General features: G+C 56.9%; 20 protein-coding genes. 13 read left to right on the top strand and 7 right to left on the bottom strand.

The features are described from left to right. The first annotated feature begins 146 nt into the window (after nt 1-146). The 5 genes from POF45_RS07450 (at nt 147) to POF45_RS07430 (ending at nt 5,865) form a co-directional block, all read left to right on the top strand. On the top strand, nt 147-1,307 hold the full coding sequence (locus POF45_RS07450; RefSeq protein ID WP_259495518.1) for a glycosyltransferase family 4 protein: 1,161 nt from the start codon (nt 147-149) through the stop codon (nt 1,305-1,307). Then, a complete protein-coding gene (locus tag POF45_RS07445; RefSeq protein WP_282315449.1) occupies nt 1,304-2,287 on the top strand; it encodes a UDP-glucose 4-epimerase family protein in 984 nt (327 codons plus the stop codon). Before POF45_RS07450 ends, POF45_RS07445 begins: the two co-directional genes overlap by 4 nt. Continuing rightward, nucleotides 2,287-3,303 carry an MraY family glycosyltransferase gene (locus POF45_RS07440; RefSeq protein ID WP_282315448.1) on the top strand — a complete coding sequence of 339 codons (1,017 nt, stop codon included), beginning with the start codon at nt 2,287-2,289 and terminating at the stop codon, nt 3,301-3,303. Before POF45_RS07445 ends, POF45_RS07440 begins: the two co-directional genes overlap by 1 nt. Before the next feature lie 125 nt (nt 3,304-3,428). Next, a complete protein-coding gene (locus POF45_RS07435; RefSeq protein ID WP_282315447.1) occupies nt 3,429-5,417 on the top strand; it encodes a polysaccharide biosynthesis protein in 1,989 nt (662 codons plus the stop codon). 112 nt (nt 5,418-5,529) lie between these two features. After that, nucleotides 5,530-5,865 carry a ComEA family DNA-binding protein gene (locus POF45_RS07430; RefSeq protein WP_282315446.1) on the top strand — a complete coding sequence of 112 codons (336 nt, stop codon included), beginning with the start codon at nt 5,530-5,532 and terminating at the stop codon, nt 5,863-5,865. 166 nt (nt 5,866-6,031) lie between these two features. Here the strand turns inward: POF45_RS07430 and POF45_RS07425 are convergent, their stop codons facing one another. Further along, nucleotides 6,032-7,315, bottom strand: a complete 1,284-nt coding sequence (locus POF45_RS07425; RefSeq protein WP_282315445.1) for a Wzz/FepE/Etk N-terminal domain-containing protein — start codon at nt 7,313-7,315, stop codon at nt 6,032-6,034. Nucleotides 7,316-7,719: 404 nt separating this feature from the next. On the opposite strand from POF45_RS07425, the gene POF45_RS07420 reads away from it, so the two are divergent. Next, nucleotides 7,720-8,514, top strand: coding sequence for an SDR family NAD(P)-dependent oxidoreductase (locus tag POF45_RS07420; RefSeq protein ID WP_259495510.1), 795 nt, complete (start codon nt 7,720-7,722; stop codon nt 8,512-8,514). Between the two features lie 7 nt (nt 8,515-8,521). Next, nucleotides 8,522-9,796, top strand: a complete 1,275-nt coding sequence (gene fabF, locus POF45_RS07415; protein ID WP_282315444.1) for a beta-ketoacyl-ACP synthase II — start codon at nt 8,522-8,524, stop codon at nt 9,794-9,796. On the opposite strand, the gene POF45_RS07410 is transcribed toward fabF, so the two are convergent. From POF45_RS07410 to rfbB, 5 genes are all read right to left on the bottom strand, one after another. Next, entirely contained in the window at nt 9,793-10,350 is a 558-nt protein-coding gene (locus POF45_RS07410; protein ID WP_259495508.1) for a TetR/AcrR family transcriptional regulator, read from the bottom strand. The two genes, fabF and POF45_RS07410, sit on opposite strands and share 4 nt — an antisense overlap. Before the next feature lie 197 nt (nt 10,351-10,547). Beyond that, a complete protein-coding gene (locus POF45_RS07405; protein WP_123406749.1) occupies nt 10,548-10,715 on the bottom strand; it encodes a DUF2897 family protein in 168 nt (55 codons plus the stop codon). Nucleotides 10,716-10,889: 174 nt separating this feature from the next. Further along, nucleotides 10,890-11,759 (bottom strand): dTDP-4-dehydrorhamnose reductase, encoded by an 870-nt coding sequence (gene rfbD / locus POF45_RS07400; RefSeq protein WP_282315443.1) that lies wholly within the window; start codon nt 11,757-11,759, stop codon nt 10,890-10,892. Next, the gene (rfbA, locus tag POF45_RS07395) at nt 11,743-12,630 is read right to left on the bottom strand and encodes a glucose-1-phosphate thymidylyltransferase RfbA (RefSeq protein WP_282315442.1); all 888 of its coding nucleotides are present in this window, start codon (nt 12,628-12,630) and stop codon (nt 11,743-11,745) included. Before rfbA ends, rfbD begins: the two co-directional genes overlap by 17 nt. After that, entirely contained in the window at nt 12,627-13,709 is a 1,083-nt protein-coding gene (rfbB, locus tag POF45_RS07390) for a dTDP-glucose 4,6-dehydratase (protein ID WP_259495505.1), read from the bottom strand. The genes rfbA and rfbB overlap by 4 nt, the downstream gene beginning before the upstream one ends. 225 nt (nt 13,710-13,934) lie before the next feature. Here rfbB and kdpF point away from each other — a divergent pair, with 225 nt between their 5' ends. The 6 genes from kdpF to POF45_RS07360 all read left to right on the top strand — a co-directional run bounded on the left by kdpF (nt 13,935) and on the right by POF45_RS07360 (nt 22,023). After that, the gene (gene kdpF, locus POF45_RS07385) at nt 13,935-14,024 is read left to right on the top strand and encodes a K(+)-transporting ATPase subunit F (protein WP_259495504.1); all 90 of its coding nucleotides are present in this window, start codon (nt 13,935-13,937) and stop codon (nt 14,022-14,024) included. Between the two features lie 8 nt (nt 14,025-14,032). Next, nucleotides 14,033-15,727, top strand: a complete 1,695-nt coding sequence (kdpA, locus tag POF45_RS07380; protein ID WP_282315441.1) for a potassium-transporting ATPase subunit KdpA — start codon at nt 14,033-14,035, stop codon at nt 15,725-15,727. 10 nt (nt 15,728-15,737) lie between these two features. Then, nucleotides 15,738-17,795 (top strand): potassium-transporting ATPase subunit KdpB, encoded by a 2,058-nt coding sequence (gene kdpB, locus POF45_RS07375; protein WP_282315440.1) that lies wholly within the window; start codon nt 15,738-15,740, stop codon nt 17,793-17,795. Nucleotides 17,796-17,950: 155 nt separating this feature from the next. Next, nucleotides 17,951-18,496: a potassium-transporting ATPase subunit KdpC gene (gene kdpC, locus POF45_RS07370; RefSeq protein ID WP_259495501.1), complete on the top strand. Its 546-nt coding sequence runs from the start codon at nt 17,951-17,953 to the stop codon at nt 18,494-18,496. Between the two features lie 131 nt (nt 18,497-18,627). Further along, nucleotides 18,628-21,279, top strand: coding sequence for a sensor histidine kinase (locus POF45_RS07365; RefSeq protein ID WP_282315439.1), 2,652 nt, complete (start codon nt 18,628-18,630; stop codon nt 21,277-21,279). A 48-nt stretch (nt 21,280-21,327) separates the two neighbouring features. Further along, nucleotides 21,328-22,023 (top strand): response regulator, encoded by a 696-nt coding sequence (locus tag POF45_RS07360; protein ID WP_259495497.1) that lies wholly within the window; start codon nt 21,328-21,330, stop codon nt 22,021-22,023. Between the two features lie 84 nt (nt 22,024-22,107). Here the strand turns inward: POF45_RS07360 and POF45_RS07355 are convergent, their stop codons facing one another. Beyond that, a complete protein-coding gene (locus POF45_RS07355) occupies nt 22,108-23,145 on the bottom strand; it encodes a patatin-like phospholipase family protein (RefSeq protein ID WP_259495495.1) in 1,038 nt (345 codons plus the stop codon). Nucleotides 23,146-23,217 lie beyond the last annotated feature (72 nt).

The raw sequence follows: 23,217 nt of genomic DNA, 5'->3' as shown, positions 1-23,217 counted from the left end.
ATAATCGTCATATCGATTGTGTTCTGGTTCTAGTTGCTACAAAATATCAGCCTATTTTTTGGCGTGTCCTGCAGGTTGCGAGCGGTTGGATTTACCTGTTCGGTGCAGGGCATTGGTTGGCGCCAAAGCGTGAGAGGGAAATTGCAATGCAGGCTGATGAATTAAAAATCGCTCGGGTTTCGACAGTGCCGTTCTTCGTGTTGACCCAGTTAAGCGCGCAGATCGATGCCTTGAGTGCGTCTGGTATGGCGGTTACCGTGATCGCAAGTAGCGACGAGTTGAGTGAAGACCTAGCGGCGAGTAAAAGCTCAACATATATTCCGGTCAATATCGAACGGGAAATCAATCCGATCCAGGATTTTTTGAGTTTAGTATCGTTAATCCGCGTTTTTAAGAAAAATAAATTTGATCTTGTTCATTCAACCACCCCCAAAGCCGGGCTGCTCTGTGCTATCGCCGGCCGTCTTGCAGGCACTGGCGTACGGTTGCATACATTTACAGGTCAGCCGTGGGTCACGATGAGTGGCGTGAAACGAACGATCCTCAAACTGTGTGATAAAGTTATTGCAAGCCTGAATACTCATTGTTATGCAGATAGTGTAAGTCAAAAGAATTTTCTTGTATCTAATGGGATTATAAAGGCAGAAAAAATATCGGTGTTAGGGGCTGGTTCGCTTGCCGGTATTGATCTTCAGCGGTTCGATTCCTCTCGTTACAGTGCTGAAGAATTCCGTGCCATGCGCAATGAGTTGCAAATCACTGATACCGGAAAGATATTGCTGTTCGTCGGAAGGATTACACCTGACAAAGGTATTAAAGAGCTGATAACTGCCTTTAATGAAATAGTCCGTAAAGACCCTGATGTGTTTTTAGTGTTTGTCGGCCCCTTTGAGTCGGCTGGTGAGGAAGTTGTAAATCGGGTTGCTGATGCCAGCGTGCGCGATAATATCAAAGTTGTTGGGTATTCAGACGAGCCCGAAAAGTACATGGCGTTTGCGGATCTACTATGCTTGCCAAGTTATCGAGAAGGATTTGGTACGGTCGTTATTGAAGCCGCAGCGATGGGGACTCCGACCGTAGGGACTAATATTTATGGATTGTCTGATGCCATCGTAGATGGTGAAACTGGTGTTTTGGTTACCCTCAAAGATGCTGCCTCACTGCAGGCCGGCATCCTTTCGGTATTGGGTAAACCGGCGTTGCAGTCTGCTATGGGCGACGCTGCTCGGAAGCGTGCGAAAAGCCATTTTGGTTCTCAAGCCTGTTCCGAATTGTTAATTAGCGAGTACAAGAGGTTTTTCAATTGACTATCGAGACAGTTCAAGGGCCTTTGCGAATCGTGGTGACTGGCGCTACCGGGTTTGTAGGGTCGGCGTTGGTCAAGGCCCTGAAAAATCATCAGAAGTATATGCCGATTTCTGCTGTACGCTCAGTTCCGCGCAACGATGTGCTTGCGGAAAATTCGTTTATCATCCCCGGTATATCGTCCAACACCGATTGGAGTGATGGACTAAAGGATGCGGCTCTGGTTGTTCATGCTGCTGCAAGGGTGCATGTAATGAAGGAGGTCGCTGCCGATGCATTGGCGGAGTTCAGGAAGGTTAACGTCGAGGGTACGATTAATCTTGCGCGACAAGCTGCTGTTGCCGGTGTGAAGCGGTTTGTCTTTATTAGCTCCATTAAAGTGAATGGTGAGAGTACGGCCGCCGGGCATCCTTTCAAGGCAGATGATTGCCCAGCACCTTCCGATCCTTATGGGGTTTCCAAGCAGGAGGCGGAAGAAGCGCTCCGTAAAATTTCAACCGAAACCGGAATGGAAGTTGTCATCATTCGCCCTACCTTGATTTATGGGCCTGGTGTCAAAGCTAACTTTAGAAATATGATGGGCTGGCTTCAGAAAGGCATTCCTCTACCTTTCGGAGCCATTTTCAATAAGCGTAGCTTGGTATCGATCGAAAACCTTGTCAGTTTGATTCTAGTCTGTCTGGAGCACCCTGATGCAGCCGGGCAAGCATTTTTGGTCAGCGACGGTATTGACCTTTCTACTACCGAACTATTGACACGGACAGCTGATGCCCTTGGCGTCAAGAGTCGTCTTGTCCCCATTCCCTCGTCGTTACTGGTATTGGGCGCTGTAGCCCTTGGACGTCGATCGTTATCGCAAAGATTGTGTGGGTCGCTGCAGGTCGATATTCAGAAAACCAAGTCTCTTCTTGGGTGGAATCCACCTGTATCAGTAGAAGAAGCTTTGAAAAGAACCGCTAAAGACTTTTTGGAACAGCGTTGATGACAAGTTTATTTTGGATTTTGCCATTGGCGCTGGCTGGATCGCTATTGGGCACCGCCGTACTGCGTCGGTATGCATTGTCAAATAGTCTTATTGATGTGCCCAATGCACGCAGTTCTCATGTGTTGCCCACCCCGCGGGGCGGGGGCGTGGCAATCGTTCTCTCCTTTGTAGTGAGTGCTCTTTTTCTCGCCTGGACGGGCGAGCTGGCATGGGGGGTGACATGGGCTGTAATTGTTCCGGGCGGCCTCGTTGCAGTAGTAGGTTTTCTCGACGATCACGGTCATATTCCCGCTCGCTGGCGGCTATTGGGGCACTTTACTGCCGCCATCATTGGGGTGGTACTTCTCAATGGGTTGCCGGCTATTCCCTTTTTCGGTATGGCCTTGAATCTGGGTTTGGCGGGCTACCTGTTTGCAAGCTTCTATCTAGTCTGGTTGTTGAATCTTTACAACTTCATGGACGGAATCGACGGGCTTGCGAGCCTGGAGGCAATATTTGTTTGCCTTGGCGGTGCGCTTCTCTATGTTATTTCCGGCAATCTCGATTTTGTCTGGGGGCCGGTAGCCCTTGCGCTGGCTGTGACAGGCTTCCTCTACTGGAATTTTCCACCCGCGCGTATTTTTATGGGCGACGCGGGCAGCGGTTTCCTCGGTATTACACTCGGTTTTCTGTCTCTGCAGGCTGCGTGGGTGAACCCGGTATTGTTGTGGGGATGGCTGATTCTGTTGGGCGTATTCATCGTTGACGCAACCTGTACCTTGTTTGTCCGACTGATAAGGGGCGACAAGGTGTACGAAGCTCATCGCAGTCACGCCTATCAATTTGCCACCCGACGGTATGGTGGCCACCGGCCTGTCACCCTGTCGGTTAGCTGTATCAATGTAATTTGGTTGCTGCCGATTGGCATACTGGTGACTATGGGTAAAGTCGATGGTTTTACCGCTCTGCTGATCGCCTACGCACCGCTGGTTGTGTTGGCCTTGCGGTTCAAGGCGGGTCAACGCGAGCGTTGATCGGGTTTGGTTCTTACTCAGTGTTTTTCGCTTGGCGGTGGGGGGGAGTAACCCTTGAAGGCGTTTGAGATAAAATCGCTTGAGCTATAAGCTTGTCGCCTGCTTTATTAGAAAAGGATATTGAAATGCTTCGCCAATGGCTACTCCAGCTTCCTCGTCGGCAAAAAAGGCTGATGCAAGTTGTGACCGATGTATTGCTGGTCTGGGCTGCGCTTTGGTTGGCATTTGTCGTACGTTTGGGGGTTGATGAGATTATCAATCCTCTCAGGGATCACACATGGCTGTTCTTGTGCGCTCCTGTTGTGGCGATACCCCTGTTCATTCGGTTTGGGTTGTACCGTGCCGTACTGCGTTATTTTGGCAACGATGCGCTGATCGAAATTGTAAAGGCCGTGAGCCTTTCGGCGCTTATCCTTGGCGTGGTGGTCTATTGGTACAGCAACCATCAGAATGTCGTTCCTCGCTCGATCATCTTTAATTATTGGTGGTTGAGTTTGCTGATGATCGGCGGTTTGCGCTTGGCCATGCGTCAGTATTTCCTTGGCGACTGGTTTACTGCTGCTCAGCACGTACCATTTACGAGCCGGGACAATGGACTGCCCAAGGTTGCTATCTACGGTGCTGGCGCGGCGGGGAATCAGCTTGTTGCAGCGTTGCGAATGGGACGTGTAATGCGTCCAGTGGCATTTATCGACGACGATGGCAGTATTGCCGACCGTGTTATTTCAGGGCTGCAGGTCTACAAGCCTAAGCATATTCAGCGGATGATCGATGCCACGGGCGCTCAGGAAATTCTGCTGGCCATTCCGTCGGCCAATCGTGGGCGCCGCCGCGAAATCCTTGGATATCTCGAAGGGTTCCCCTTGCATGTCCGTAGTGTTCCCGGCTTTATGGACCTGGCCAGTGGGCGCGTAAAGGTAGATGACATCCAGGAAGTTGACATCGCCGACCTGCTTGGTCGTGATGCGGTGCCTGCACAGGGTGATCTACTTGAACACTGTATCAAGACACAGGTGGTCCTGGTAACAGGCGCTGGAGGGTCGATCGGTTCTGAACTTTGCCGTCAGATCCTGACTTTGGGGCCTCGTACACTGCTGCTGTTTGAGCACAGCGAGTTCAACCTCTACAGCATCTTGTCGGAACTGGAGCAGCGTATCGCGCGCGAGTCCTTGGCCGTGAAGGTGCTCCCCATTCTGGGTTCCGTACGCAACCAGGACAAGCTACTGGATGTCATGAAGACCTGGCGCGTGGATACGGTTTACCACGCTGCAGCTTACAAACATGTGCCGATGGTTGAGCACAATATTGCTGAAGGCGTACTGAATAATGTCATTGGCACTCTAAATACTGCGCAAGCTGCCCTGCAGGCAGGGGTCGATAACTTCGTACTCATCTCTACAGACAAAGCTGTACGGCCCACCAACGTGATGGGTAGTACAAAGCGTTTGGCTGAAATGACGCTTCAGGCTTTGAGTCAGGAACTAGCCCCCGTATTGTTTGGCGATACTTCTAATGTGTCGCGTGTCAACAAAACTCGATTCACGATGGTGCGTTTTGGCAACGTATTGGGCTCTTCCGGTTCGGTCATCCCTCTATTTCACAAGCAAATCCAGTTGGGTGGGCCTCTTACTGTCACTCATCCGAAGATTACGCGCTATTTCATGACCATCCCGGAGGCCGCCCAGCTTGTGATTCAGGCGGGCTCGATGGGCTTGGGAGGCGATGTTTTTGTACTCGACATGGGCGAGCCGGTAAAGATTGTCGAACTGGCCGAGAAAATGATTCACCTTTCAGGTCTGAGTGTCCGTTCCGAAAAGAATCCGCAAGGTGATATCTCCATCGAATTCACAGGCCTTCGTCCTGGTGAAAAGCTGTATGAGGAGTTGCTGATTGGTGACAACGTTGCAGCGACCCAGCATCCGATGATCATGACTGCCAGCGAAGACTACCTCAGCTGGGATGTACTCAAGGCAAGGCTTAGCGAGCTGTTGGTCGCGGTCGAGCAAGATGACTATACCAAGGTCCGCCAGTTGCTTCGCGATACCGTAAGCGGTTACACGCCTGATGGTGACATCGTTGACTGGATCTACCAGCAACGGCGCCTGGAACCCTGATTGTTTCATATCCTGTAACGAACACACTTTTGACAGCTCCACGACATCAACTAAATTTGGAAGGCAGCTTCGGAAAAGCTGCTTCTTTCAATTGATGTCATGGAGCTTCATTATGCGTACAGGCTATTTCTACTCCTTGGTTTTTGCTCTCTTGAGCAGTGCTTCTACGGCCGTCCTCGCTGCACCGGAAGCCAAGCCCGGTGCGGTTGAGCCTTCCGTGGTAATGGCTGCCACCAAAGGGGTAACGAGCGCTAAGGTTGATCTCAATGGGGCGGATGCATCGACGCTTCACCGTGAGTTAGCCGGTATTGGTGAGGCCAAGGCCAATGCAATTGTTACGTATCGTGAAACTAACGGACCATTCACCTCGGTGGATGAGCTGCTGGAAGTCCAGGGGATTGGAAAGGCGATTCTGGAAAGAAACCGTGACAAGCTAGAAGTGAATTAATCACGAGAGTAAGCAAAAAGGCCGATCATTGATCGGCCTTTTTTTGGGACGTGAGAAGCGTTTTCGCGTGTGCCAAAGATTGATTGCAAGGGAGCGATGAGTCTATCTCTCCCTTTATAATAAAAAAGTTAGAATATTATCCATCTATCAAGTGGAACACATAGTCTCAGGCTTCGTTTTTTTGCTCTTTCAAGAGTGTAATTCCTCGCACCATGGCGACCATAAGTCCAAGTAATAGGCCGAGCATCAAGCCAATGCCGACGATCAACGCTTTCTTTGGTTTTATAGGTGCCTCAGGAGGCGATGCAATTTTGTCTATATCCACCAGATTAAATTGATCGAAGTCGATGTGCAGGCTTTTCAGGTGTGCTAACTCTTCGCGTATTTCACCTAAGCCTTTCAGGAACAGTTCTTCGTTACTACGTTGTCTCAAGAGAGCTACTTGACGGTTGTTGGTGAGGAGACTGAGTTCCTTTTGAATCTCATCGACACGTGGCTCTGTAAAGTCATCGGAATTTCGGGAAACCAGTGTTCCACGTTCAGCCTCAAGTGCTGATTGTCCCATGAAATACAGAGGTATTTGTTGGTTGCTTACCTCTGTCCGAATCATGTTGCCTTGTCTGGTTTCGTTTGAGTCGCCCAGGGCTGACGGCGTGGTTGGAGTAACAATGCCCAGTTTCTTGGCGATTGTTATTGCTTCATCCAATTGCTTGATACGATTTTGTCGACGGCTTTGTAATTGCTGGCGCAGCGCTTTCAGTTCATCTTGAAGTGTTTCTTTTTTCAGCTGATCTTTTTCAAGCAGTTCCGCGATTTTTGAGTCTTTTTCCGCGTCGTATGCTGCTTTTTTTGAGATTAACTTTCTTTCTATATCTTCTGTGCGGTTAGCAATAAGAGTTTTTAAGTCAGACTCAACTTTTTCTTTTTCGCGTTTGACGACAAAGTCGGTGAACTTATTGGCAATAGCAACACCGTCGACGCCGGCCGGATACTCTACGCCAAGTTGGATAGCTTCAGAAAGGTTTGCGGTTTTTTTAGGGTCGATCGCATCAATGGTAAAGGCCTTTGAATTGAATTTTTCGAACAGCTCTTCGAGTGTCTGTCCCGGCACTTGTAATGGCGCTAGCAACTCCGGGTTGAGTTTGAAAAATGTCAAACGTACGTCATAGGACTCCATAGAGGAACCTACGCGTCGTAAAGCGTCTTCTGGCTTGAGTTTGTAAAGGCCGGATTCGTTCAGTGTGTCCAGGCTCGCTGAGGCGACAGGTCTGATATAGCTTTGGACTTTGTACTGCGGCTGAGCCAATAAAACATAAGTCACTGCGACCGCTGTGGAGAGAGCGGAAAATAGAAGAACAATACCTCGCTGCTTCCATAAAAGCCGAAGAGATTCTGCAATGTCAATTTCGAGATGTTCACTGTCACGATGGATTTTTGCAGGGAAGTTCATGAAGTCCTCAAGTTACAAAACTCAGCTACCGTTAAGGAGCACTTTATAGGTATCCGCCAACGCTGGAGCTGAAAAATATTTGGTAATATTTCCCATTCTCGCGTATCTAAATTGTTACGGCAAGATATTGACGATGGAAACGGACAAATTCCTACAGACTTTTGACACTCATCGAAAAAACTTAATAGTGGCTGGGGCGCGCCATGGCGTATTGATTCCAATCGCTGCGCTCGCCAAGTAATTGACGTAGCCCATGCAACATTGAGTCGACAAAAGATCGTGGATGAGGATTGTCCATTTGTCCATTTTTTAAATTACCGCTATCATATTTACTTTAAATTATAGCTATAATAAATTGGCAGTCCACCGCGATACTGCTTTCGCTATAACCCAGGAGCACGCTCATGAATTCTGTCCAGACCCAAGGTACGGCCCTCGTCACCGGCGCTTCGTCCGGTATTGGCGCAATTTACGCCGAGCGCTTGGCAGCGCGTGGTTTTGATCTGCTGTTGGTGGCTCGAGATCAGCCGCGTCTGGAGGCTGCGGCGAGCAAGTTGCGTGACGCCCATGGCATCAAGGTCGAAGTGCTCAAGGCGGATTTGACGCTGAAGGGCGATGTCATCAAGCTCGAACAGCGCCTGCGTACTGATTCAAGCATCGCCCTGCTGTTGAATAACGCTGGCGTCGCAGCCGATGGGCTGTTAGCCAACGCTGACATGGACCAATTGGAGCGCTTGATTCAGCTGAACATCACCACCGTCACACGTTTGGCGTCTGCTGCAGCCGCCAGTTTTTCCAAGGCCGGGCGCGGCACGATCATCAATATTGCCTCGGTAGTGGCGTTGTTCCCGGAGCGATTCAATGCAACTTACAGCGCCAGCAAGGCGTATGTTCTGAGTCTTACCCAATCGCTTGATGCCGAGTTGCAAGGCACAGGGGTCAAGGTTCAGGCGGTGTTGCCAGGGGTCACGCGTACTGAAATCTGGGAGCGCTCGGGAATCGATGCCTCACACATCCCGGCTGAAATGGTTATGGAGGCTGGGGAGATGGTCGATGCATCACTGTCCGGCCTGGACCAGGGTGAACTGATCACCATTCCTTCGCTGCCCGATGCAGGCGAATGGGCCTCTTTCGTGGCGGCCCGTCATGTTATGGCACCGAATCTGTCGAAAGACAAAGCCGCTGCCCGGTATAAGTGAGGCGCCTATGAGTAATCGTCGAGTAGTTGTAACAGGAATGGGCCTGGTGTCTCCGCTGGGTAGCGGCGTCGAGCTCGTTTGGCAGAGATTGCTGGCGGGGCATTCGGGTTTGCGCAAGTTGCCGGATGAGGTGGTAGCCGATCTGCCAGCCAAGGTTGGTGGCCCAGTGCCGACTATGGCGGAGGACGCCGAAGCTGGTTTCGACCCCGATCTTGCCACACCGCCAAAAGAACAGAAGAAGATGGACCGCTTCATCCTGTTTGCGATGGAAGCGGCACGCCAGGCGCTGGAACAAGCAGGTTGGCAAGCGATGGATGCCAATGCCCAAGAGCGTACGGCAACCATCATCGGTTCGGGCGTCGGCGGTTTCGGTGCCATTGCCGAGGCGGTACGTACCACCGACAGCCGTGGGCCGAGGCGTTTATCGCCGTTCACCATTCCTTCGTTTCTGGTCAATCTGGCGGCCGGTCATGTGTCGATTCAGCATGGCTTCAAAGGTCCGTTGGGCGCACCGGTCACTGCCTGCGCGGCCGGAGTGCAGGCCATTGGCGATGCGGCGCGACTGATTCGTTGCGGGGAGGCGGACATCGCTGTGTGTGGTGGTGCGGAAGCCGCCATTGATCGCGTCAGCCTTGCCGGGTTTGCTGCGGCTCGCGCCTTGTCCAGTGGTTTCAACGAAACGCCGGAGCGTGCCTCGAGGCCCTTCGACAGTGCTCGTGATGGATTTGTCATGGGGGAGGGCGCCGGTCTGCTGGTGATCGAGTCGCTGGAGCATGCGCTGGCCCGGGGTGTTCAGCCCATTGCAGAGCTGGTGGGCTATGGCACGAGTGCCGATGCGTATCATCTGACCGCCGGGCCGGAGGATGGCAGCGGTGCTCTGCGGGCGATGTCGCTGGCGTTGGCTCAGGCGGGTATTACGCCCAAGCAGGTTCAGCACCTCAATGCTCATGCAACCTCGACTCCGGTTGGGGACTTGGGGGAGTTGGCGGCGATCAAGACATTGTTCGGTACGGATAACGGGATAGCGGTAACAGCCACGAAGTCGGCCACTGGCCATTTGCTCGGCGCAGCCGGCGGGATGGAAGCCATTTTTACCCTTCTGGCGATTCGCGATCAGATCGTGCCCGCCACCCTCAACTTCGAAACCCCTGACGCAGCTGCGCAAGGTGTGGACATCGTCCATGGTCAGGCGCGATCAATGCCTATTGAGTATGCGCTGTCTAACGGCTTCGGCTTTGGAGGAGTGAATGCCAGCGTGCTGTTCAAGCGTTGGGAGAGCTAATCACGCGATTGCTTGAGATGGTTGCGAGCGACGTCGAGAATCCGCTGGGCCAGTTCGGGGCTCTCGACACTTCGTGACAGCAGCAATGCTCCTATCAGTGTCGACATGATGACGATACTGCGTTCGGCACTGTTTTCGCCTTCAAGGGTGCTTTGTACCTGCTGGAGTCGTGCATTAAGTATTGCATCACTGCTGGAGCTCGGTTGGCCACGCAGCCCGAGCTCTGAAGACATGGTCGGTAGTGGACAGCCTTCATGCGGGGAGGTCTGGTGCCATTCTGACAAATAAGTGTCGATGAACGCTTCCAGTGGATGCTCTTGGGCGAACAGTTCGACGCAAAGCCCCTCAACTTCTTCGCCCGCAGCCAAAAGGGCCTTTTCGACCAATTCATCCTTGGACTTGAAGTGCGAATAAAAGCCCCCGTGCGTCAATCCCAGCGCTTTCATCAAAGGCTGCAAGCCAGTCGCGCCGATACCATCGCGGCGAAAACGTGCCGAGGCTTCCTTGATGATGCGTTGATGGGTCTGGGCTTTGTGGTCCTGCGAGTAACGCATCTCGAATCTCCGCGACAATGCACCATCTTAACCAAGGAAAGTTAAATGGTGACTGTACTTCTACTTCTAAAAAGCATGCAGATGCGTCGATCTTCGTAGAAGGGCGGCTCGATTGCTGGCACGGATAATGACGGGTCGGTTATTCAGGGGGGCGGAGCGGAAAAAAACAACCCCGCCAGTCATGGCGGGGTTGTTTATCAGCGGTCCTGCGCTTCCTTGGCATCCATTTCCGCATTGCGTTCGGCCACGCGTTTGCGCTGCTCTTCGGTCATGTCGACCTTGGTGGCGGTGTCGCGCAACATCATCAAGCCACCAACGATCGAGCCGATTGCAACGACCAGAATCAACCAGGCATACCAGGGCATAAGGCTCTCCTTGAGGGGCAGTCCGGTCAGCGAGGGTTCGCTGACCAACATGCATACCACTTTGAGCGATTTATTTTCGCAGTGGTTCCATTCTATGCCTGATATGACAGCCGTACCTGCGCTGTGTTGGCTGTTAGGCGGCTATTGCGATCAGGCTGGTCCCACAGGTCGTGTTCAGGCTTGCTCGGCGAGGCAGTCGTGCAACGCGCTTAGCCAGTCAGGCTGACTTACACCCCATTCGCGTTGCAGGCGAGTGCAGTCCAGGCGTGAGTTGAGGGGGCGGGCAGCTGGCGTCGGATAGTCACTGGAAGGGATTGGCAGCAGGTTTGCGCAACGCGCGCCCTGTTCGCGCAACGCATCGCCGATGGCCTGGGCAAAGCCAAACCAGGAGGTTTCACCCTCTGCCGTCAAGTGATAAGTACCCCAGGCCCCGGCGTTTCCCGTCTGCCAACGCTCGATCAGAGCAAGGGTGCTGTCGGCGATTGCGCCCGCCCAGGTCGGTGCCCCGATCTGGTCAGCCACAATGCGCAATTCTGGTTTTTCCTGCAAAAGGCGTTGCATCGTCAGCAGGAAGTTGCGGCCATGGGTTGAGTAGACCCAGCTGGTGCGCAGAATCAGATGCTGTCCCTGCACCTCACTGATTGCCCTTTCGCCCATGAGTTTGCTGTGGCCATAGACACCGAGCGGGTTGGGGGCATCGTCTTCGACATAAGGCGTTGCCTTGCTGCCGTCAAACACATAATCCGTTGAGTAATGAATCAGCGGTACGCCCAGCGCCAGCGCTTCTTCGGCAAGGATGCCCGGTGCCTCGGCGTTAATGGCGAAGGCTGATTGCTGATCGCTTTCAGCCTGATCAACGGCCGTGTAAGCGGCCGCATTAATGACCAGGTCAGGTCGAGCGCATTGTACCTGTTGGCGAATCTGATCGGGGTGGGCCAGGTCCATTTGATCGCGACCTAACACAATCAACTCCCCGACCGCCCCCAGTCGTCGCTGCAACTCGCGCGAGACCTGACCATGCTGGCCACTAATGAGTATTTTCATTGTTCTCCTCGGCCAGCTTGGCGAGATACTGGCCGTAGCCGGTCTTGCCAAAATAGCGGGCGCGTTCCAGTAATTGCTCCCGGTTGATCCACTTGCTTTCGTAAGCGATCTCTTCGAGGCAAGCGACTTTCAGTCCCTGGCGGTGCTCGATGGTCTGCACGTACTGGGAGGCTTCAAGCAGGCTGTCATGGGTGCCGGTGTCGAGCCAGGCGAAACCGCGCCCGAAACGCTCAACCTGCAGATCACCGCGTTCGAGGTAGGCATTGTTGACGTCGGTAATCTCCAGCTCGCCGCGAGGCGAAGGTTTCACCGCCTTGGCGATCCTGACCACATCGTTGTCGTAGAAATACAGGCCAGTGACGGCGTAACTTGATTTGGGCTTTTTCGGCTTTTCCTCAATCGACAACGCGCGGCCTTCGCTGTCGAAGTCAATCACCCCGAAGCGTTCCGGGTCTTTGACCCAGTAGCCAAATACCGTTGCGCCAGAGGAGCGTGCGGCCGCGCATTTCAACTGCTCGCCAAAGTGCTGGCCGTGAAAAATGTTGTCGCCGAGGATCAGGCACACCGGATCATCACCGATGAATTCTTCGCCAATCAGAAAGGCCTGGGCCAGGCCATCCGGCGATGGTTGTTCCGCGTAGCTGAAATTCACTCCGAACTGACTGCCGTCACCCAGCAGGTTGCGGTACTGCGGCAGATCCTGCGGTGTAGAGATCAACAGAATGTCTTTGATGCCCGCCAGCATCAGCACCGAGATCGGGTAGTAGATCATCGGTTTGTCATAGACCGGCAGAAGCTGTTTGGAGACGCCGAGTGTGATCGGATGCAGGCGTGTGCCCGACCCGCCAGCAAGAACAATGCCTTTCATCATGCGAGCAGCTCCCGAGTATTGATGGCACCGAGGCGTTCACCTTGATAGCTGCCATCGCGAACACGGCGGCACCATTCCAGATTATCCAGGTACCACTGAACGGTTTTGCGCAGGCCGGTCTCGAATGTTTCTTCGGGCACCCAGCCCAGTTCACGCTCTATTTTGCTTGCGTCAATCGCGTAGCGCTGGTCATGACCCGGGCGATCCTGGACGAAGGTGATCAGGTCCGAATACTGCGCGACACCCTCAGGTTTTTGCGGCGCCAGCTCTTCGAGTAAAGCGCATATGCCGCGTACCACGTCGATATTTTTTTGTTCGTTGTGACCGCCGATGTTGTAGGTCTCACCGACTGTGCCTTCGGTGACTACCTTGAGTAACGCCCGGGCGTGATCTTCGACAAACAGCCAGTCGCGAATTTGCAGGCCATTGCCATACACAGGCAGAGATTTGCCCGCCAAGGCGTTAAGGATGACCAGCGGAATCAACTTCTCGGGGAAGTGGAACGGACCGTAGTTGTTTGAGCAATTGGTCAGCAGCACGGGCAGGCCATAGGTGCGCTGCCAGGCACGGACCAGGTGGTCGGATGCCGCTTTGCTGGCGGAGTAGGGTGAACTTGGAGCGTAGGGTGTCGTTTCCGTGAACAGATCATCTACACCGTGCAGGTCGCCATAGACCTCGTCGGTTGAGATGTGATGGAAGCGAAACGCGCTTTTTTCGGGCTCTGCGAGCGTCTGCCAATAGGCGCGGGTTGCTTCCAGCAGGCTGTATGTGCCGACGATATTGGTCTGGATGAAATCCGACGGACCGTCAATGGAGCGGTCAACGTGGGATTCTGCTGCCAGGTGCATGATCGCGTGAGGTTGGAAGCGCGTCAGCACTTCGCTAACAGTTGCCTGATCAACGATATCGGCTTGAACGAACTCGTAACGAGTGTTGGTGGCGATGTCATTTAGCGATTCGAGATTGCCAGCGTAGGTCAGCTTGTCGAAGTTGAGCACTTCATGTTCGGTATGCCGAATGAGTTCGCGAATCAGGGCCGAGCCAATGAAACCGGCACCGCCGGTGATGAGGATGCGCATGTTGACCAGCCTTTTTCTATAAGTCGATAGTGCAAATGTGCATAGTTTGTGGGCAGTCGCGGGGTTGCGCAAGCGCGTTATTGATCAGATTCGAGTAACCAAGCCGTAAACCCGATCTTTACGCTTTCTTTATGCCCCGCCAACCCCCTCGCTCTCGTTCCTTTACAGCCACCCTGCGGACAATGGCGCCACAAGCGGCAATACGCCGTAACACGGAGAACTTCCATGAGTGTTCTGGACGGGGTGTCACTGCTGCTGGCAGTGGGGCTGTTCATTTATCTGTTGGTTGCGCTATTGCGCGCGGATCGGGGCTAGGAGCGGCTATGCACAGTTATGACTATTGGCTGATCTTGGCCTTCTTTGCCGTGGTGTTGATCCCGGCACCGTTTCTGGGGCGTTTCTACTACAAGGTAATGGAAGGTCAGCGCACTTGGCTGTCGCCGATTCTCGGTCCGGTCGAGCGAGGCTGCTACCGGGTGGCCGGCGTTGATCCGCAGGCCGAACAGAGCTGGCAGAAATACACCCTGGCCCTGCTCGCCTTTAACCTGGCGGGCTTTTTGTTGCTGTTCGCGATCCTGATGTTCCAGGATCACTTGCCGCTCAACCCGCAAAACCTGCCGGGCCAGGAGTGGACGCAGGCGTTCAACACCGCCGTCAGTTTCATGACCAACACCAACTGGCAGTCCTACAGCGGCGAAGCAACCCTCAGCTACCTGAGTCAGATGGTCGGCCTCACCGTGCAGAACTTCGTCAGCGCCGCCACCGGCCTCGCGGTGCTGGTTGCGTTGTGCCGCGGCATCGGCCGCAAATCGAGCAAGACCCTGGGCAACTTCTGGGTCGACATGACCCGCGCTACCCTCTACGGCCTGCTGCCGCTGTGCCTGCTGCTGGCGCTGTTCCTGGTGTGGCAGGGCGTGCCACAAACCTTCGCGCACTATGTCAATGCGGTGACGATGCAGGGCGTTGATCAGGTTATTCCACTGGGGCCGGCCGCCAGCCAGATTGCGATCAAGCAACTGGGCACCAACGGTGGTGGCTTCTTCGGTGTCAACTCGGCACACCCATTCGAGAACCCGACCGCCTGGAGCGATCTGTTCGAGATGGCGTCGATCATCCTGATCCCGGTCGCGCTGGTATTCACCTTCGGCCACTACGTGAAAGACCTGCGTCAGAGCCGGGCAATCATGGCCTGCATGCTGACGCTGTTCCTGATCGGCGGTGCGGTTTCGATGTGGGCCGAATACCAGCCTAACCCAACCCTCGCCAACGCCGCCGTCGAGCAGACCGCGCCGCTGGAAGGCAAGGAAGCACGCTTCGGCACCACTGGCACCGTGTTGTGGTCGGTGACGACGACAGCAGCCTCCAACGGTTCGGTCAACGGCATGCACGACAGCCTCAACCCGCTGAGTGGCATGGTCGCGCTGGTCAACATGATGGTCGGCGAAGTGATTTTCGGCGGCGTCGGTGCCGGTCTTTACGGCATGTTGCTCAACGTGTTGATCGCGGTGTTCCTCGCCGGCCTGATGATTGGCCGCACTCCGGAATACCTCGGCAAGAAGCTACAGGCCAAGGAAGTGCAGTTGCTGGTAGTGACCCTGCTGGTGATGCCGGTGGGCGTGCTCGTCCTCGGTGCGATTGCCGCGAGCCTGCCCGGGCCTGCCGGCACCATCAGCAACCCCGGTCCTCATGGCTTCAGTCAGTTGCTCTACGCCTACACCTCGGCCAGTGCCAACAACGGCTCGGCGTTCGGCGGTCTGAGTGCCAATACCACGTTCCACAACCTGATGCTCGGCCTTGGCATGTTGATCGGTCGCTTCGGTTACATCCTCCCGGTACTGGCCCTGGCCGGCAGCCTGGCGATGAAGAAAACCGCACCGATCGGCCAGAACAGCTTCCCGACACACGGCCCGCTGTTCGTGACCTTGCTGACCGTGACCATCTTGCTGGTGGGCGGCCTGACTTTCCTGCCAACCCTGGCGTTGGGTCCTATCGCTGAACATTTGAGCATGGGCTTCTAAGGAGCAGATGATGAATATGCCCGTAAACAAGCCGGTGCTCGTCAAGGCACCGGAGCAACCGAAAACTGCAATCGCTGCCCTGTGGCGTCCGGCGCTGGTCCAAGCCTTCGTCAAGCTCGACCCTCGGCAATTGCAGCGCGCGCCGGTGATGCTGGTGGTCGAACTGACCGCGATCCTGACCACCGTGCTGTGCTTGATCCCTGACAGCACCGTGCCCACCTACGTCGCCGCGCAAATCGCGCTGTGGCTGTGGTTCACTGTGTTGTTCGCCAACTTCGCCGAGGCACTGGCCGAAGGTCGCGGCAAGGCCCGCGCCGACAGCCTCAAGGCGGGCAGCGAAGGCCTGAGCGCCCGGCGCAGAACGTCCAATGGCACCTTCCAGGTGGTGCCCGCCACCAGCCTGCGCAAGGATGACGTGGTGCGCGTCGAAGCTGGAGAGATGATCCCCGGCGACGGCGAGGTGATTGAAGGCATCGCCGCCGTCAACGAAGCCGCGATTACCGGTGAATCCGCTCCGGTAATTCGTGAGTCCGGTGGCGACCGTTCGGCGGTCACCGGCAACACGCGACTGGTGTCCGACTGGCTGCTGGTACGCATCACCGCCAACCCCGGTGAGTCGACCCTGGACCGCATGATCGCGCTGGTCGAAGGCGCCAAACGCCAGAAAACCCCGAACGAAGTAGCACTCGATATCCTGCTGATTGGCCTGACCCTGATCTTCCTGCTGGTGGTCGTCACCCTGCAACCATTTGCCCACTTCGCCAACGGCAGCCTGCCGCTGGTGTTCCTGGTGGCGCTGCTGGTCACGCTGATCCCGACCACCATTGGCGGTTTGTTGTCCGCCATCGGCATCGCCGGCATGGACCGTCTGGTGCGCCTGAACGTGATTGCCAAGTCCGGTCGCGCCGTGGAAGCGGCGGGGGACGTGCACGTCCTGCTGCTGGACAAGACCGGCACCATCACCTTCGGCAACCGTCGTTGCACCGCCGTGTACGCAGCACCAGGTGTGAGCGGCAAGGAACTGGCCGAGGGCGCGCTGTTCGCCTCGCTGGCCGATGACACTGCTGAAGGCAAATCCATCGTCGAATACCTGCGCGGCCTGCATCCGCAACCGGAGCCGTCCCCTGAGTTGCTGAGCGTCGTGCCGTTCAGCGCCGAAACCCGCTTGTCCGGCGTCGACTATCAGGGCCGTGTGTATCGCAAGGGGGCGGTGGATTCGCTGCTCGCTTTCGTCGGTCTGAAGCGCGCCGATCTGGCCCCGTCGCTGTCCCGTGAAATCGACAAGATTGCCCAGAGCGGCGGTACGCCATTGCTGGTTTGCGCCGAGGGCAAGCTGCTGGGCGCGATCCACCTCAAGGATGTGGTCAAGCCGGGCATCCGTGAACGTTTTGCCGAGCTGCGCAAGCTGGGCATTCGCACCGTCATGGTTACTGGCGACAACCCGCTGACGGCTGCCGCGATTGCTGCCGAGGCGGGTGTGGATGACGTCCTGGCCGAAGCCACGCCGGAGAAAAAACTGGCGCGGATTCGCCATGAGCAGAACGATGGTCGTCTGGTCGCCATGTGCGGCGACGGTGCCAACGATGCTCCGGCGCTGGCTCAGGCTGATGTGGGCATGGCGATGAACGACGGCACGCAAGCAGCACGCGAGGCGGCGAACATGGTCGACCTCGACAGCGACCCGACCAAGCTGCTGGACGTGGTGCAGATCGGCAAGGAGTTGCTGGTGACACGCGGCGCGTTGACGACCTTTTCCATCGCCAACGACGTGGCCAAGTACTTCGCCATCCTGCCGGCACTGTTCGCAGCGATCTACCCGCAACTGGGGGTGCTGAACATCATGCACCTGAGCAGTCCGCAGAGCGCGATTCTCTCGGCCATCGTGTTCAACGCCTTGATCATCGTGGCGCTGATTCCACTGGCCCTGCGTGGCGTGCGCGTGCAGGCGGCGAGCGCGGCGGCGTTGTTGCGCCGCAACCTGTTGATCTATGGGGTGGGCGGGTTGCTGGTGCCGTTTGTGGGCATCAAGGCCATCGACATGCTGTTGACGGCGTTGCATCTGGTTTGACCTTGTCATGCGGTGTGTCAGACACGCCGCCTTCGCGAGCAGGCTCGCCCACATTGAAATGCATTCCCCTGTGGGAGCGCGCCTGCTCGCGAAGAGCCCGACTCGGTCCATCTGACAGAACTCTGTATTTGCTTTCCCGAATTCGAGGATTTGAAATGTCCACAATGATACGTCCGGCCCTGAGCCTGCTGGTGCTGATGACCCTGATCACCGGTGTCGCCTATCCCCTGGTGGTGACCGGTGTCGCACAGGTTGCGTTCCCCGATCAGGCTAATGGCAGCCTGCTGCGCGATGCCGACGGCAAGGTTCGTGGCTCGTCGCTGATTGCCCAGGATTTCACCGGTGACGCCTGGTTCCACCCACGCCCATCGGCAGGTGCGTTTGCCACCGTGTCGAGCAGCGCCAGCAACTTCTCGCCAAGTAACCCGGCGCTGGCCACTCGCGTGATCGACGATGCCAACAAACTGCTGGTGCCTGGTCAGGGGCCAGTGCCATTGGCGATGCTCACGACCTCTGGCAGTGGCCTCGATCCGCACTTGCCACCGCAGGCGATTGCCTATCAACTGGCGCGTGTCGCGCAAGCCCGGGATCTGCCAGTAGCCACGCTTACGCAATTGATGGATGCCCACATCGAACGGCCGCTGGTGGGGCCGCCGGTAGTGAATGTGCTTGAGTTGAATATCGCGCTTGAGAAGCTTTAAATCGGCGGCGCGCCCATTCGCGAGCAGGCTCGCTCCCACATTAGATAGGCATTCCAATGTGGGAGCGGGCTTGCTCGCGAAGGCGGCATAACTAGCACCACATAAATATCCGAAAGAAGAGAGCTTCAAGCATGAGTGACTCCGGCCGCGCCGACGCGCTGTTAGCAGACCTGCCCCGCGACGGTCGTGGCCGACTCAAGGTGTTCCTGGGCGCCGCCCCCGGTGTCGGCAAGACCTACGCCATGCTGCAAGCGGCCCATACCCAGCTGCGTCAAGGCGTGAAAGTCATGGCCGGCGTCGTGGAAACCCATGGCCGCGCCGAAACCGAAGCGCTGCTTGGCGGCTTGCCGCAACAGCCTTTGGTGCGCTCGGAATACCGTGGCGTGATGCTCGAAGAAATGGACCTCGACGGCCTGCTCAAAGCCAAGCCGAAGCTGGTCCTTGTCGATGAACTGGCTCACAGTAACGCCCCCGGCAGCCGCCACACCAAACGCTGGCAAGACATTCAGGAACTGCTGGCCGCCGGCATCGATGTGTTCACCACGGTCAACGTCCAGCATCTGGAAAGTCTCAACGATCAGGTGCGTGGCATCACCGGCGTGCAAGTGCGTGAAACCCTGCCGGACTGGGTGCTGCAAGAAGCCTATGAATTGCTGCTGATCGACCTGCCGCCCCGGGAACTGCTGGAGCGGCTGCGCGACGGCAAGGTCTATGTGCCGGAACAGGCGCGGGCGGCCATCGATGCATTTTTCACCCAGACCAACCTCACCGCACTGCGCGAGCTGGCGATGCAAACCGCGGCGGCGCAGGTCGATAACGATCTGGCACAGGGTTATCGCCAGCTCGGCCAGGCAGCGCCTGCAGTGCGTGGGCGTTTGCTGGTCGGGGTCGATGGCGATGCTCAGGCTGAACGTCTGGTGCGCCACGCCAGCCGTGTCGCCCAGCGTCGGCATCTGCCCTGGAGCCTGGTGCATGTGGACAACGGCCGCGTGCGCGACGAGCAATCGCGTCTGCGCCTGCAAAGCGCCCAGCAACTGGCCGAACGCCTCGGTGGCGAAGTGGTGCTGCTGCGGGCCGGCGAGGTGGCCAAAACCCTGATCCAGCACGCCACCGAACGCCGTGCCAGCCTAGTGCTGGTGGGGCAGTCGCGACAGCGTTTGCGTCGACGGCTGTTCGGCGGTGGTTTGGCGTCGCGCTTGTTGCGTGATGCACGCGGGCTGGAAATCAACGTCCTCGACAGCGATGAGCAACAGCATCTGCCACGCCAGCGTCCGACCTTGTCGGTGGTGTGGTTCGACTACACGTTGGCGCTGGTGGCAACGGTGCTCGCTACCGGTTTGGCCTGGGCGGTGTCGAGCGTCTTGCCACTGCCGAACATCTCGCTGGTGTTTCTCGCCGCCGTGCTGCTGGTGGCCGTGCGCAGCAGCCTCGGCCCGTCACTGGCCTGCGCGGCGCTGTCGTTTCTGACCTATGACTTTTTGTTTATCCCGCCGAATTTCTCCTTCGCCATCCAGCGTGAAGAAGACGTATTGACCCTACTGTTTTTCCTGCTGATGGCGGCCCTTACCGGCAATCTTGCGGCGCGACAGCGGCGGCAGTTGCAGGCTCTGCGCGAGACCCAGCAAGAGACCAGTGAACTGCTTGATCTGTCGCGCAGACTCACCGCGGCCACCGATCGGCAGGCCGTGGTCAGCGCCGCCGCCCAGCACCTCAATGGCTGGAACGATTTGAAGTTGTGCCTGCTCAACCGTGACGGTCAGGGTGGCTGGAAAGTCGAAGCCGGCGGCCCGCTGGAGTTTTCCGAAGCCGAGCGTGCTGCCGCCGATTGGGCCTGGCAGCACGATCAACCGGCAGGGGCAGGCACCGGTACGTTGCCGTTCGGCCGTTGGTGGTGGTGGCCGTTGTCGGTGGAAGACGGCCCGCTGGCGTTGCTCGGCGTCTGCGCCAAAGAGGGCCAGTCCTTGAGTGGACAGCGTCGGCGCTTGCTGACTGCGTTGAGCCAACCGCTGGCGCAGGCGCTGGCCCGCGCGCAACTGGCCGATGATCTCGAAGCGGCCCGCCTGCACGGCGAAACCGAGCAACTGCGCAGCGCTCTGCTGGCTTCGGTGTCGCACGATTTACGCACGCCGCTGACCTCCATGCGCGGCAGCATCGACAGTCTGCTGGCCCTCGGCGAGGCGATTCCGCTGGAGGATCGCCGCGAGTTGCTCGAAGGCACTCGCGATGAAGCCGAACGTCTGGATCGCTACATCCAGAACCTGCTGGACATGACCCGTCTCGGTCACGGCGCCCTGAAACTGGCGCGGGACTGGGTTTCACCGGCCGACATCGTCGGCAGCTCCATCAATCGTCTGCGCGCCGTGCTGGCGCCGTTGCAGGTCAGCACCGAAGTACCGGCCGAGTTGCCGTTGCTGTATGTGCACGCTGCGCTGATTGAACAGGCGCTGGTCAATGTGCTGGAAAACGCTGCGCGGTTTTCGCCGGTTCACGGACGCCTGCAATTGCGCGCCGGTGTGGCTGAGGAAGAACTGTTTTTCTCGGTCAGCGACGAAGGCCCGGGTATTCCGGAGGACGAGCGGGCGAAGATTTTCGACATGTTCTACACCGCCGCACGCGGTGATCGTGGCGGGCAGGGCACCGGCCTCGGGCTGGCGATCTGTCAGGGCATGGTCGGTGCTCATGGCGGGCGAATCAGCGTCGCCGACGGCATCGAAGGGCGCGGCACCTGCATCACCTTGCACCTGCCGCTGCAGGAACAGCCAGGTTATGAAAGTGAAGCCTGATCGACCTTGCGCTACTCTCTTGCCACTTCTTTGTGTTGATGTGAATTCATGAGCCAGACCGCGACCATTTTGGTCATTGATGACGAACCGCAAATCCGCAAATTCCTGCGCATCAGCCTCGCCTCTCAGGGCTACAAAGTGCTGGAGGCTGGTACCGGCACCGAGGGCCTGGCCCAGGCGGCGCTGAACAAACCTGACCTGCTGGTGCTTGACCTTGGTCTGCCGGACATGGACGGCCAGCAAGTGCTGCGCGAGTTCCGTGAATGGTCGACGGTGCCGGTGCTGGTGTTGTCGGTGCGGGCCAGCGAAGGGCAGAAGGTCGAAGCGCTGGACGGCGGTGCCAATGACTACGTGACCAAACCGTTCGGCATTCAGGAGTTTCTCGCCCGGGTGCGGGCGTTATTGCGTCAGGCACCGGTTGGTGAAGCCCAGCAGGCGGCGCTGACCTTCGGTCCGCTGACCGTGGACCTGGCCTATCGCCGGGTCCTGCTCGATGGCGCCGAAGTGGCCCTGACCCGCAAGGAATATGCGGTGCTGGCACAACTGGCACGCCATCCGGGGCGGGTCATCACCCAGCAGCAACTGCTCAAGGACATCTGGGGGCCGACCCACACCGAGGACAGCCACTACCTGCGGATTGTGGTCGGGCACCTGCGCCAGAAACTGGCGGACGATCCGACCCAGCCCCGGTTTATCGTGACGGAGGCGGGGGTCGGGTATCGGTTGATTGAGGGGGGGCTTTAGTTTTTGTGTTGGCTGGGCTGACGTCTTCGCGAGCAAGCCTGCTCGCGAAGAGGCCCTTGCAGTCACCCGAGATTTTTCAGGTACTCAATTCTGCTCACTCTCATACCGATCCAGCGTATCGCTCGCAATCTCGCGACCCAGCGCGATCAACTCTGGCGCCTTGTAGAACTCGAAAAACCGGCACACCCGCTTGGGCACATTGATCAGCACGTCCGGCGGATAACCGGCAATCTTGTACTGCGCCAACGATGTCTGCATCACCTCGAAACTCTGGTTGATCAAATCCAGCAGGGACGCCGGCCCGACGTTGTCGATGATGAACGAACCGGTGGCCGATTTCGGCGCGCCTTCGGTTTCCGGGGCTGCAGCCGGTTGCTGCGCTTGAGGTTCGGCAGACTCCAGCCACGGGTTGATTTCCGCCGCGTCGGCCTTCAGTGCTTCCTGTTCCAGCAACAATAACTGTTCAGCCTGTTTGCGCCGAAACGGCAAGTGCGAACCGAGGGAATTGATCAGGTTGTCGAAGCGGCTCTTGAACGCCGGTGGGCGCTGGATAACCGGTAATTTATAATGCCGCTGATTGGTGGCGTTGAGGTTGACCGCGATGATCAGGTCGCAATGACTCGACACCACCGGCACGATGGGCAACGGGTTCAGCAAGCCACCGTCGACCAGCATGCGATTGCCCTGCATCACCGGTGTGAACAAACTGGGAATCGCCGCTGAAGCGCGCATCGCCTGATGCAGGCAGCCTTCCTGAAACCAGATTTCCTGCTGATTGGTCAGGTCGGTGGCCACGGCTGTGTAGGGGATGCGCAGTTCTTCGATATTGATCTCGCCGACAATCTTGCGGATCTGCCCGAAGACTTTCTCCCCACGAATCGCGCCCAGCCTGAAACTGACGTCCACCAGACGCAGCACGTCGAGGTAGTCCAGGCTTTCGATCCAGTTGCGATATTCGTCGAGTTTGCCGGCGGCATAGATGCCACCGACCACCGCCCCCATGGAACAACCGGCGATACAGGCGATGTCGTAGCCACGCCGTTCGATCTCTTCAATGACACCGATATGGGCATAGCCCCGGGCTCCACCTGAGCCCAGCACCAGTGCGACACGCTTTTTCATGAACCGCCCTCATCTGACAAGATTCAACAATGCACCCATCAAGGGCCCCGCTTCAATCGTTAAGGTCGCAGG

The organism is Pseudomonas fungipugnans (assembly GCF_029955235.1).
In the GTDB taxonomy this organism is placed as follows: Bacteria; Pseudomonadota; Gammaproteobacteria; order Pseudomonadales; family Pseudomonadaceae; genus Aquipseudomonas; species Aquipseudomonas fungipugnans.
The sequence above is the reverse complement of the archived record's forward strand: the minus strand, read 5'-3'. Positions and strand labels throughout refer to the sequence as shown.